We start from the raw sequence: 13,147 nt of genomic DNA, 5'->3' as shown, positions 1-13,147 counted from the left end.
TGGGTGATTTCAATCTTGAAGTCGCCCTTTTTTATAAACTGAAAAAGGGACCCTGTTGATAAGTGATGTTTACATAAATTAGTCGGATTCATTTATCACTTCTTGATTCTGTCCTGTCTGAATATAATCTAGTAAAAAACTTCTCGAAAGGAGGGTTTGATGTTATCAGCGAAAAAGGAAGCCACTCCGTTGATTTTTGTCCCTGGCCTTTTCGGTTCAATGAGTGAAAACATTATTCAAGGGACAGGAAAATGGCATTTCGGTATCGCAAGTATTGTGTACGACCCCTTTATTACCGCGCTAGAACAAGCACTTGGTTATCAGAAAGATGTAGATTTATTTATCGCTTATTATGATTGGCGAAAAAAAGTGAGAGTTTCATTTAAAGAGTATTTAATGAAAACGATTAAGAAGGTAAAAAAACAAACAAACCATAAAAAAGTAAATATCGTTGCTCATAGTATGGGCGGTTTACTTACGAGAGCATATATCGAAAGCCGTGTTTACGAAAAAGACATTCATCAAGTTATTTTAATTGGAACACCAAACAGCGGCTGCCCGCCTCACTATATGTATTGGACGAGTGGAGAAAAACTAGCCCCCTCTGAACCGACACTTACTCCTTTATTTATGAATGCCTACCTCTATCTCTTTTCTTACCTTTATGAAACAGACATCACTTCAACAATTCATCAACAATTTAAAGGCCTTCGCGACCTCATTCCTAGTGAAGACTATGGAAACTATTTACTAAAAAAAGGCACCCTCCATTGGCATTGGAGCAATATCTCCAACATGAAGACAAAAAATGAATTTCTCAATTCATTAAATAAAGATGCACGACTATTGAAGAAAAGAAAGGTAAAACTATCACTAATTGCTGGAATTGGACAACAAACCATCAATGGGTTAAAAGTAATTTCAACCTCTTCTAAACGTGGTGACGGTGAAGTGATAGGGACGCTTTCTACAGAGCTCGGTGATGGAAACACAACTGTTCGGAGCGTTTTTTCAATACCAGGCGAAACGTACCTACTTGAAGGAAACCATCAAAGTATTCTCTTGCAAAGTATCCCCCTGTTACAAACGATATTAGGCAAAAAAACAACTTTACAAGTAGATGTTCCTTTTATACCGGAGAAAGACTACCTTATCATGATCGTAAAGGGTCAAGGACATCTCGCCGTGAAAAATCCCCTTTATCAAAGGACTTTGGCAAATCACACTCACTTTGTACTTAGTCACAAAGCGGAAGCGCATGTTTTTCACTCTCACCAAAAGCAGACTATCGATATATGTAAAATCCATTTCAATAAAAAAGAACCAACCACACTTCACGTAGATGAAAAAGAGCAGGTGGAACTGTAACTATTCTTATGGTCGACTATGTTTAAATTTTGACTGGCGAATCATCTGATTTACAACTTCAGAGAATACAAGACCTATCGCAATTGAGCCTGAAATCATTAAAGCTTTAGCCGCTAGCGTAATTGCTGTATCGTAATCATTCAGCACGAATCGTCTCATCGCATCATAAGCGAGCCCTCCTGGTACTAACGGAATGATTCCTGCGACACTAAAAATAATAACGGGTGTTCGATACCTTCTAGCAAACACTTGACTCATGACAGCTATAAAAAACGTGGCAATGAGTGTCGCAAGGACATCATCCATTTCAAACAAGGACAACATGGTGTAAATCATCCAACCAAATGCCCCAACAAACCCACCCTTAACTAAAGATTCCTTTGGCGCATTAAAAATAACACCAAAAGCTGCTGATGCAATAAAACTTGTCACAAGCTGTTCAATGTAAAACAACCCACTCACCTCACATAATGGTAAATACGACAGCAATGCCCGAACCGATCGCAAAAGCTGTTAAAAAGGCTTCCGCCCCTTTTGATAATCCTGAGACTAAATGACCGGCCATTAAATCCCTCACCGCATTCGTAATGAGTAGTCCAGGAACAAGTGGCATGACCGAACCAATGATAATCTTGTCTAGTTCTTGCCCAATACCCGTCAAAACGAAAACATTGGCTAATAATCCGATAAAGACAGAGGCTAGAAATTCAGCAAAAAACTTAATCTCGATTACTTTATGAATGGACATAAAGCTATAGAAACCCACACCACCAGCAAGGAAAGCAGGAATAAAATCATGCCAATTCCCTTGAAACATAATAACAAAACAACCACCAATAACGGCCGCTGCAACTGTTTGAATAGGAAGCGAAAAGGTTTGTCTTTTCTGTTCTACCTCTTTTAGTCTTTCGTAAGCCTGACTGACAGTCATTTCACCACCACTTATTTGACGAGATATTGAATTAACTACCGTTACTTGCTTTAAATCTGTCGAGCGTTCCACAATTCGAATCAATTTCGTTTCTGTCGTTTCCAATCCCTCGAGGGAAAAAATAATGCCCGTTGGGGTAACATAACTATGGGACTGATCCATCCCATAGGCTGCGGCAATTCTAATCATCGTATCCTCCACCCGATACGTTTCTGCTCCACTCATCAGCATCAGCTTTCCTGCCAATAGACATACTTTCATCACATCATCTATCAATTCTCTATCTTGCTCCAACTCCATCACCCTCTAAGGAGAAAGTCTCCTACTAATTTAACCACTAAATATTCTTCGTTACGTTAATAGTGTAAAGAAATGATTAAGTGAAATCAATAAAAGTCTGGAAATTCAAAAATGTTCCCTTTCTTTTTTTAAAATCTTGTCTTTATAATGCAATTAATCATCGAATTGGCTTCCCATGACATCATATATCTCCCATTTTCCCTTTCATGCTGTTCCAAATCGTTTAAAAAAACACTCAAACTGGCCAAATATTTCCCCTATTTGTAAGAGAAAGAGAGTAAGCAAAGGTTTTTCTCATTTAAAAAGGGTAACCTCACATGGTCACCCTTTCTTACCGCCTATTCACAATTAAAATGCCCAATTTCCTTTACGGAAAATCGGTTCAGACGTGCCGTCCTCGTATATACCATCAATGTCCATAGCTTCAGAGCCAATCATAAAATCTTCATGAACGATACTGTCGTTCATTCCCGCTTCTTTACGCTCTTCTTCAGAAAGCTCCGCGCCACCTTCATAACATGTTGGGTACGCTGAACCAATCGCTAAATGATTGGAAGCATTCTCATCAAACAGTGTGTTGAAAAATAGAATGCCTGAGTTTGAAATCGGGGAATGATGTGGGACAAGTGCAACTTCACCAATGTAACTTGCTCCCTCATCTGTGGCAATCATCTTCTCAAGTAACTCTTGTCCTTCCTTCGCTTCTACTTGAACGATTTTCCCATCTTCAAATGTAAGCTTAAATTCATCAATAACATTCCCTCGATAAGCAAGTGGTTTGGAACTAGAAACGTATCCATTAACTCCAGTCTTTACCGGTACTGTATAGACTTCCTCTGTCGGCATATTTGCCACGAAAGTTACATCCTCTGGAGTTACAGAACTGCCTGTTACCCATAAGTGTTTCTCTGGTAACTCAATCGTTAAATCCGTACCTGGTGCTTTATAATGTAGCTTTTTAAATTTTTTCTCTGTCATCTGAGTCGCTTTAGATTTCAACGTTTCAATATGGGTTTTCCAAGCTTCGATAGGATTGTCTAAATCAATTCTCACCGACTTGAAAATGGCTTCCCAAAGAGCCGGCATCCGATCAGCTTCAGGAAGGTTAGGAAATACTTTTGTCGCCCACTTTGGACTAGGTAAAGCAATAATGGACCAGCTAATTTTATCCGTTTGCATAGCCTCTTTAAACTTCTCAAGCGCCTCTCCCTGTATTTTTTGATAGGCCATAATGCGGTCAACATCAATGCCTTTTAATAGGTCAGGGTCAGATGCATCAATATGTAATAGGGTTCCACGTTTTTCTATTAGCTCTTCGTATGCTTGAACAATCCATTCCGGGAACTCACGAAAAGCCTCCTCTGATGCTAATTCAAAATGTGTTCGCGTAATTACATCATCCTGCCACTCAACATGAACTTTTGATGCTCCTGCAGCATACGCTTCCTTTACAACACGGCGAACGAAATCCTCGGTGCCTATTGGAGCTGAGACCCATAAATATTGTCCTTTTTGAACATTCGCACCAACTTTTACAGCTAGTTCTGCATATTTATTTAATTGATTCTCCATCGAATCCCTCCATCTATGTATGTAGCTTTTTTCTCCTATTCTATCATATCGAAAATTCACTATATTTCCAACATTATAATACAAATACCACAGGCATTCAGCCCGTGGTATGAAAAGCTAGCTTTCTACCGTTTTCACTTCATTACGATAAGATGCTTTTTGTTTCCGATTTTCTAACAGAGTCAAGATGATTCCCATAATTAAAAAGAAACTAGAAATCTGAAACAGTGCAGATATTTCCACGTATGCTGCTAATGCACCAAACAGCAATCCGCTTAATCCAATCCCTAAGTCAATAGAAGAAAAGAACATTCCATTCGCCACTCCAATGCGATTGGCTGGCGTAATAGAAATGGTCCATGATTGTAAGGTAGGAGTAAGCGATCCATACCCAATTCCAAATAAAACCCCTGCAATCATAACACCTATGGCTGAATAAGATAGCGATAACGCCCACATCCCCGCAAAGGAAAGTGATAAACAAAAGATAACGAGTCCCTTTGGTCCATTTCGATCAAACCATTTCCCTGCTATCGGGCGCGAAATAGACGCCATGACGGCATTGACTAAATAAAAAAGAAAGATATGTTCAATCCCACGTTCTTCACCAAAAATAACGATAAACGTCACAATCGTACCGTAAGCAAGTGTAGCTGCTAGTGTAATGAGGGATGGGTACCAACTTGACTTTTCAATAAAGGAACGGAAATAAGAGAAAGTTAAATCCTCTCGGTTTGTTTTTTGAACAAGCTCAGGCGTACGGTAACGGACAATAGAAAGCAGTCCTAACGCAATCAAACCTAAAATACTCGAAATGATAATCACGGTAGTAAAGGTTGTTACTTGATATAAGTAAATTCCTACACTAGGTGCGATAATCATGGCTATAGTGATAGATAACCCATAATACCCCATCCCTTCTCCTAATCGTGAGCTTGGCACAACATCTACAGCCGCTGTTCCGTTAACGGTTGTGGACCATCCCCATGCAAGTCCGTGAATAAAACGGAATAATAAAAAGATAATTACAATCTGAGAAATAGGGTAGACCATCGTAACGACAAGGAGGAACACTGCCCCACTAATGACTAATGGTCTTCGATTTTGATATTCTAGCATATGTCCTATGAACGGGCGACTTAACACCGCACCAATTGAGAATAATGCGGTTACTAAACCAATTTCAAGCCCCGATGCTCCGATCGATTTAATATACGGAGGCAACGTTGGCAACAACATTTGAAAGCTCATAAATACGAATAAATTCCCCAACATCAGCATAATAAATGCCGAATTCCATAGCTTCTCTTTTTTCTCTTCCAAAAAAGCCACTCCCTTATAAAAATACACATACTTTATATTAAATATCATCCGTTGAATATTTCGAATCACTAAATAATATCATATTTATTCCCGTAAATGGGTAGAAATCAGTTAAAAAATAAAAAGCCTCCCTATGTGGGAGGTCAATCTTCATCCTTAATATCTATGTCTTCTGGAATTGGTTCATTTAAATATTCAAGCATTAGCTTTTTATACTTTTCAACTTGATCTAAATGGTTCTGAAACTGCTCTCTATTAATTAAATATTGCTGCCCATCATGAACGGCACGGATTTTCCCTTCTAATATGAGAGAATTAATCCAAGCTTCTGGAAAAGACAAATAGGCTGCTGTTTCTTTCACGGTTAAATACATTCACATTTCCTCACTCTATGTGTATCATTTCTCTTCTATTATAACTTTATCATCTATACTAAGGAAGGAAATCTAATGGAAATCGGATAAAAAATATTGATTATACGATGTAATAAGTACTACTAACACGGATAATAATGAATGTTTACTAGAGTGCTTGTTAACCTCTTTATGGATCAAATGAAAACAAAGCCTTGTCCGTTCTCATTATACATGTAAGACCCTTTCAATTATAAGTGAACAATCTTTTCTTCCGTTAGGGATTGATAGCACGCTTCAATTACTCTAGTATTATGGAAAGTCTCAGTACCGGAATACCACACTTCCTTACCCGCTAAGATACACTCAGCAAAATGCTCCATTTGAAGCACATATTGATTAGCTTTGAATAATTCTGTTCGGATTTCCCCGCCACCGTTCATAACTGTCACTTCTCCCAAACCACCATCCACTCGATCTGAGCAAAACGCATTCGGAAGAAAAATTGTCCCCTTTGTTCCATGAATTTCATAAGTATTTCTAAAGCTTTCTTCAAAGCTACAATGAAAGCTTGCTGTTACGTCTCGTGAAAATGTTAAAATGCCTGTAGCAGTCATGTCAACATGATGGTCAGGATGAAATCTACCGGAAACATAGACGCTTTTCAGCTCTTCTTTAATTAACGTTTTCGCAGCATGAATACAATAGCACCCAACATCCCATATACTTCCACCTCCATGTTTTGCATTTAAACGAAATTCATGAGTGTGCTGATGTATATTTAAAGGAAACGTAAACGTGGAGGAAAGGTGACGTACTTCTCCAATTTCACCTGAATCGATTATTTCTTTAACAAATAGATGTTGTGGCTGAAATTGGTACATAAATGCTTCCATAAACAGCACCTTGTGTTCTTTACATATTTGTACCATTTCCATCACGTCTTCACTCGTTAAAGCCGCTGGCTTTTCTACCAAAACATGCTTCCCTTTTATAGCAGCTTTTATCACCCATTCTTTATGTAAATGGTTAGGAAAGGGAATATAAACAGCCTCAATCTCCTCATCATGTAACAATTCATCATAGCTTCTATATACCTGTTTAATATTGAATTTCCTTGCCCATTCATCAACCTTAGGGTTACTGCTCGCAATGGCCGCAGCCTCACTGTTCTTTGCTGACAAAATCGCTGGAATTATGGCATTTACGGCAATTGTAGCCGTACTTAAAATTCCCCACTTTATATTCTTCCCCATATCCCTTCACTCCTTAATTTACATATCTTTCAACTCATATCATGATAACTAGTCAGAATGGACAATAGAGTTAACCATGTACGGTTATGTACATGGTTACTTTATTTTCAACTTTCACTCAATTAATTCCACAATTCCTTGGCACCATTTACTATCCACACATCCACCTTTTCCGTCCTTACTGTAATTCACGTACTTCCTTAAATCGAAACATAATAAAGATTGCATACATCATAACTAATACCGCTCCAGCTGCCATAATATGATGAATCGAAATTCCTACGTTCAGAACAAGAGACGTAATAGCATAGCTTACGGGAATCAGCCCCATAGAAGCTAGTGAGATAAGTCCCATTACACGCCCTATAACCTTCTCCTCTACAGCAGCTTGTATGGCAGATACAATGGGAATATTTGAACCAGCTAAACAAAGACCAAATCCAGCTAATGCAACTATACTAACCCATATGCTTGTAGAGAAGCTAAGAGTAATAAAGAACACACCTGACACGACGATTAGGGAAAGACCGATAATACCTCTATTCTTCTGTAGGTTTAAGACTGCTACCACAATGGAACCGATCAGCATGCCAACTGCCAATCCAGCCTCAAGGAAACCGAAATCTTGCGCATCACCGTTTAAAATATTTCTCACAAAGAGGGGAAGCCCCATCGTCATTGGTCCAACTATGAATAAATTCATAAAAACGGTTGTTAAAATAATGAGCGTTAACATGCGGGATTCTTTCACATACTTAACTCCCTCTTTAAACGTTTCCCAAAATGTTTGATTCTGTGCATTTTCTTCCGCTTTCGATTTAGGAATTTTCATAAAGGAAATCGCAATAGAAGCAACGAGAAGCATAACAGCCGTTGTTCCAAACACAATTTCAAAGTTTCCAAACGAAATAATGAATGCTGCAAGCATTGGAGCTAATATAAAGGATGATTGATTTGTCATTTGTATTATGGAATTACCACGAGTTAAATTTTCCTTTTTTAGAATCGAGGGTATAATGGCACTTTCTGCCGCCCAAAAAAAGGCATCTAAAATTCCAAAGAAGAAAGCGAAGACGACAAATGTCCAAATACTCACACTTCCAAAAATAAACCATAGAATAAGTCCTACTAGTAATAAACTACGACTAAAATCAGAAATAAACATAATCTTTGTTTTGCTATAGCGATCAGCAAATGTTCCACTGATGATCATAAATAATAATCTAGGTATACTAGATGCAATATAAATTAGTCCCAATGATGCTTCCAGATTTAACACACTCACAACGTACCAGCTTTGTGAAAAAAGAAAAAAGGAAATTCCGAAACTTGATAATAACGCTGCAATCCACAATAAAAGGAAATTCCGGTTGCGAAAAACAGAGGATTTCACCTGCTCCTTCTCTACCAAAGCGCGTGCTTCACTCGACATATCGTCTTCACTCCTAATTATTAATTATTTATTAACTTAATTATAAATTTTGCTTATCACCTCTTCTAACCTCTTGCGATTGGTTTCACCTCCGCCTTAAGGCGGATATGTATTAATCTTTCTCTTCCACACCTCATGTTCGTATAAATGGTTGATTCGATACAGGTCGTGTGCCACATATCATTTTATAGCGAATAGAGCTATTCTCCATTCGATATCTTGGCTTTTGAGTTTAATGGAATAATTGGGTTCATTTATGTACCACTTGAATGGAAAATGGCGAAAACAACCTATTGAAGCCTTCACCAAATGCCTAACCATAACCAAGAACCACCGTATCCTTCGAACTTCCTATATGCACCTGTCTTTTTACTTTCTTCTTCCTATGTATACATTAGCACAATTTCAACAGAGTGCTACCTATTTTCAAAATATTGAATACAATATAGTATTGCCACTGAAGGGGGTGAGGAAATGGAACGTTACAGAAAAACTGAAGCAGAGGAGGTGTACGGAAATTTACTGTTAGTCATCGGGAACTGGCTGCAGGCACTTGGGACGGCAATCGCTGCAGTTGGCGAAACGCTCATTGCCCTTCCAGAAAACGATGAAAACGAAAAATCAGGAATTAAATTAGTAATCATAGGAAACGGATTAGAAGCAACAGGGAACTCTATCCAAGCAATTGGGCTTTCAAAAATGCCACCAGAAAGTGAAGCACACGGAATGGGTATTACCGGTGCATGGTTCCAGGCTGTTGGAAATACAACAAACTCTGTAGCAGGGGCAATCCAACTTCAAGGTGAAGGTGAAGAAGAATTAGAAGGGACAAAATTGGATGTAATCGGTGATTCACTTCAATCATTGGGAGCAGCCTTTGAAGCTGTTGCATATAGTCAAAGTAAAACAGATTACGCCGCTCTTGCAACATACGGTCTTACTCTACAGACTTTAGGTGCAGCTATTGAAGCCATTGCCGCAACATTAATTGTACGCGGTAAAGAAAAACTAGGTGAACAACTTCAAGCATTTGGAAGTTATGCACAAACCGCTGGTGCAACACTAGCAGCTATTGCTAACACAAAAGATTTTGAGATAAAAATGGGCAGAAGAGAACCAAAAAACACGTATGCACAGAGATCATTTTTTTCGATTATCTAGTTGAATCGATTATAATAAGGGAAACAAATGAAAAGAGGACCTATAAATGAACGGACAAGAGCGGAAATATATTTCCACAGGGCAAAAAGTATCAATCGTTTTGAAGAAAGACCAACGAAGTGGCACTCGTACTGAAGGTGTTGTAAAGGATATTCTGACAAATGCAAGTTTCCATCCGCACGGTATAAAAGTACGCCTTGAAAACGGACAAGTTGGCCGTGTAAAAGAAATTATCGTCTAATCGCTTAGACTTCCGTTTAAATTCAAGAGGAGGTTTCACCTGAAGTGTATGTACATTGCTACACTAAAAAAACGGAGCATAGGTCATAACATCTTCTTTCATTAAAAATATCCACATTAAATGGATATTTTTAATGAAAGAAAAATAGTATTTAGGGAAAGGAGGGATAACATGCTTGAACCATTTGTTGACCCACTCCCCTCAACAGAGCCTATTCATCCCATTTCAACCTATAACGGGATGCCTTTTTACCATGTCAGCATGCGACAGTGTAGACAAAAGCTTCATCGTGATTTACCTCCTACTACCATTTGGGGCTATAACGGACTATATCCTGGACCTACCTTTAGGGTCTCGCGATATGAGCCAATCATTGTTTTATGGACTAATGAATTACCATGTCAACATATCCTTCCGATTGACACGACGGTGCACGGAGCTGAAGAAGACAAACCAGAAGTCCGGACAGTCGTCCACCTTCATGGTGGAGTGACACCAGATTTGAGCGATGGCTATCCCGAGGCATGGTTTACTAATAATTTCGAGATTGTAGGCCCTTACTTTAGAACTAAGCTGTATGAATATCCGAATCAACAGCCTGCAACGACACTTTGGTATCATGACCATGCCATGGGAATTACAAGATTAAATATATATGCTGGGTTGGCAGGCTTTTATATTATCCATGATCAAGAAGAGCAATTACTCCCTCTTCCAAAGGGTTCTTATGATATTCCATTACTCATTCAAGATCGATCGTTTGACTCAAGTGGAGCTCTTTTTTATCCTTCTCAACCAGACCCCCCTATTCCAAGTATTAATCCTTCTGTTGTTCCTGATTTTTTTGGCAAAGTTAATCTAGTTAATGGAAAAATATGGCCGTATTTAAATGTAGAGCCTCGACGTTACCGATTTAGAATTTTAAATGGAGCAAATGCCCGTTTTTACCGTCTCTCCCTATCAAATGCGCAACCTTTCTATCAAGTTGGAACAGATCAAGGCCTCCTACCTTACACTGTTAAGGTTGATAAACTACTACTTGCTCCTGCTGAACGGGCAGATATTATCATAGATTTTTCTCATGAAGCGGGGAACGAAATTGTGATGAGAAACGATGCTATGTCACCTTTTCCACAAGGAGACCCTCCTGATCCTACCTCCGATGGTCTCGTGATGAAATTTCGTGTGAATAAACCATTATCCAACCTAGATGAAAGTCACATACCAAAAAAATTATCCTATGTACCTAAGCTTGTACCTAAGCCATTTTATACAGAAAGAAAACTCCTACTGAATACAAGACCCGATTCTGTGAAACGGAATATACACCTCCTAGATGATCGCTTTTGGTCTGAACCTATAACAGAAAACCCTTCATTATGGACGACAGAAATTTGGAGTTTCATAAACATGACTGGAGCAACACACCCCATTCACTTACACCTTGTTCGCTTCCAAATTCTTGATCGTCAATCATTTGATCAAGATGTTTACGAAAAAAATGGAAAAGTCGTAACAACTGGTCCGAAAATACGACCTGAAACGAATGAAGCAGGCTGGAAGGATACAGTTCGAGCAAACCCAGCAGAAATCACTCGAATTATAATGGTGTTTGGACCATATACAGGTCTATACGTATGGCATTGTCACATACTAGAACATGAGGACTACGAAATGATGAGGCCGTATATTGTCATTAGATAATTGTTTAACATGACTTATTTATTCTATTTTTCTGTTCTAAAATATCCTATAAAATTTAAAAATCCCTCTACTTTTTAGCTTCATCAAAACTTAATGATGAAGCATTTCTTCTTTAGACAACTTTTCATGTACAATAGAAGTATAGAAAGACGTGAATGTCGAAGGAGGATTCCATTGAAGAAGAAACTGACTAAAGAAGAAAATAGTTGGATTTTTTATGACTGGGCAAACTCTGCGTATTCCATTATTATTTCTACAGCCGTATTCCCACTGTTTTATAAAGAAGCAGCAACGAATGCTGGTATAAGTTCGGTTAATTCAACTGCTTATTTAGGCTACACGATTGCCATTTCTACGTTTATTTTGGCCATGCTTGGGCCTGTACTCGGAACGATAGCCGATTATGATGGATTAAAGAAGAAATTCTTTACATTTTTCTTCGCCTTAGGTGTAAGCTTCACCGCACTCCTCGCCTTTATTCCTACTACTCAGTGGTGGCTTCTATTAATGTGCTATACAGTTGCAGCAATCGGCTCCGCAGGGGCTAATATTTTTTATGACGCTTTTCTCGTCGATGTTACAACAGATGAACGTATGAATACAATCTCTGCTCGTGGCTTTGGATTTGGCTATATTGGAAGTACCATCCCGTTTATTATGAGTATTGCTATCATCCTGGCATCTCAAAATGACCTACTCCCCTTTTCTACAACAACAGCAAGTAAACTCTCATTCATCATAACAGCCCTTTGGTGGGGAATTTTCACCATTCCATTATTAAAAAACATTCGACAGCGTTATTATATTGAACGAGAACCAAGGCCGATTATGAATAGCTTTATACGCCTTAGTAAAACCTTCAAAGAAATACGAAACTATCGCCCATTATTTTTATTCTTATTAGCTTATTTCTTTTATATCGATGGGGTTGGAACAATCATTACCATGTCTACTGCTTATGGTACTGACCTTGGACTCAGTGCAACGAGCTTGTTAGTCATTCTATTTGTTACACAAGTTGTTGCAGCACCTTTTTCAATTCTATATGGTCGCCTTTCAGAAATTTTTACTGGAAAGAAGATGCTTTATGTCGGCATTACGGTATATATTTTTGTTTGTATTTACGCGTTTTTTATTGAATCTACAATTGATTTTTGGATTTTAGCCATGCTCGTCGCTTCTTCGCAAGGAGGAATTCAAGCGCTTAGCCGTTCCTATTTTGCCAAACTCGTTCCAAAAGAGAATTCAAATGAATTTTTCGGCTTTTATAATATTTTTGGAAAATTTGCTTCCATCATGGGGCCCCTACTCGTCGGTATTACCGCGCAAATGACAGGAAGTTCAAATTACGGTGTATTCAGCCTCGTCATTTTATTTATTATTGGCATGGTCATTCTTTCCTTTGTTCCTGAAAACGAATAATACAAATTACATACAACCATTAGTAGCCCCGCTCTTATTAAGACGGGGCTACTTAGCAGAGAAAATCCTCTGATATTCTGTTTA

At 38.5% G+C, this 13,147-nt stretch carries 12 protein-coding genes; 5 read left to right on the top strand and 7 right to left on the bottom strand.

The genetic code is table 11. The features are described from left to right. Positions 1-159 precede the first annotated feature (159 nt). Entirely contained in the window at positions 160-1,368 is a 1,209-nt protein-coding gene (locus WAK64_RS10645) for an esterase/lipase family protein (protein ID WP_336586950.1), read from the top strand. Between the two features lie 6 nt (positions 1,369-1,374). Here WAK64_RS10645 and WAK64_RS10640 read toward each other — a convergent pair whose 3' ends face one another. The 7 genes from WAK64_RS10640 to WAK64_RS10610 all read right to left on the bottom strand — a co-directional run bounded on the left by WAK64_RS10640 (position 1,375) and on the right by WAK64_RS10610 (position 8,535). Then, on the bottom strand, positions 1,375-1,821 hold the full coding sequence (locus WAK64_RS10640; RefSeq protein WP_336586949.1) for a threonine/serine exporter family protein: 447 nt from the start codon (positions 1,819-1,821) through the stop codon (positions 1,375-1,377). 10 nt (positions 1,822-1,831) lie between these two features. After that, the gene (locus WAK64_RS10635) at positions 1,832-2,599 is read right to left on the bottom strand and encodes a threonine/serine exporter family protein (protein ID WP_336586948.1); all 768 of its coding nucleotides are present in this window, start codon (positions 2,597-2,599) and stop codon (positions 1,832-1,834) included. 348 nt (positions 2,600-2,947) lie between these two features. Continuing rightward, positions 2,948-4,171, bottom strand: coding sequence for an aminopeptidase (locus WAK64_RS10630; RefSeq protein WP_336586947.1), 1,224 nt, complete (start codon positions 4,169-4,171; stop codon positions 2,948-2,950). Between the two features lie 117 nt (positions 4,172-4,288). After that, positions 4,289-5,452, bottom strand: coding sequence for an MFS transporter (locus tag WAK64_RS10625; protein WP_336586989.1), 1,164 nt, complete (start codon positions 5,450-5,452; stop codon positions 4,289-4,291). A 185-nt stretch (positions 5,453-5,637) separates the two neighbouring features. Further along, the gene (locus WAK64_RS10620) at positions 5,638-5,868 is read right to left on the bottom strand and encodes an excisionase family DNA-binding protein (RefSeq protein ID WP_336586946.1); all 231 of its coding nucleotides are present in this window, start codon (positions 5,866-5,868) and stop codon (positions 5,638-5,640) included. A gap of 230 nt (positions 5,869-6,098) precedes the next feature. Next, positions 6,099-7,103: a Gfo/Idh/MocA family protein gene (locus WAK64_RS10615; protein WP_336586945.1), complete on the bottom strand. Its 1,005-nt coding sequence runs from the start codon at positions 7,101-7,103 to the stop codon at positions 6,099-6,101. A gap of 178 nt (positions 7,104-7,281) precedes the next feature. Then, complete coding sequence (locus WAK64_RS10610; RefSeq protein WP_336586944.1) at positions 7,282-8,535, bottom strand: MFS transporter; 1,254 nt, start codon at positions 8,533-8,535, stop codon at positions 7,282-7,284. 474 nt (positions 8,536-9,009) lie between these two features. Between WAK64_RS10610 and WAK64_RS10605 the strand changes: the two genes are divergently transcribed. The 4 genes from WAK64_RS10605 to WAK64_RS10590 all read left to right on the top strand — a co-directional run bounded on the left by WAK64_RS10605 (position 9,010) and on the right by WAK64_RS10590 (position 13,063). Continuing rightward, a complete protein-coding gene (locus WAK64_RS10605; protein WP_336586943.1) occupies positions 9,010-9,696 on the top strand; it encodes a DUF6944 family repetitive protein in 687 nt (228 codons plus the stop codon). Positions 9,697-9,742: 46 nt separating this feature from the next. Next, positions 9,743-9,937, top strand: a complete 195-nt coding sequence (locus tag WAK64_RS10600; RefSeq protein ID WP_336586942.1) for a YwbE family protein — start codon at positions 9,743-9,745, stop codon at positions 9,935-9,937. A 171-nt stretch (positions 9,938-10,108) separates the two neighbouring features. Further along, positions 10,109-11,641, top strand: a complete 1,533-nt coding sequence (locus tag WAK64_RS10595; RefSeq protein WP_336586941.1) for a multicopper oxidase family protein — start codon at positions 10,109-10,111, stop codon at positions 11,639-11,641. A 174-nt stretch (positions 11,642-11,815) separates the two neighbouring features. Continuing rightward, positions 11,816-13,063 carry an MFS transporter gene (locus WAK64_RS10590; RefSeq protein WP_336586940.1) on the top strand — a complete coding sequence of 416 codons (1,248 nt, stop codon included), beginning with the start codon at positions 11,816-11,818 and terminating at the stop codon, positions 13,061-13,063. The last annotated feature ends 84 nt before the right edge of the window (positions 13,064-13,147 follow it).

Source organism: Bacillus spongiae (genome assembly GCF_037120725.1).
Lineage (GTDB): Bacteria > Bacillota > Bacilli > Bacillales > Bacillaceae_K > Bacillus_CI > Bacillus_CI spongiae.
This window is presented reverse-complemented; position numbering and strand designations above follow the sequence as displayed.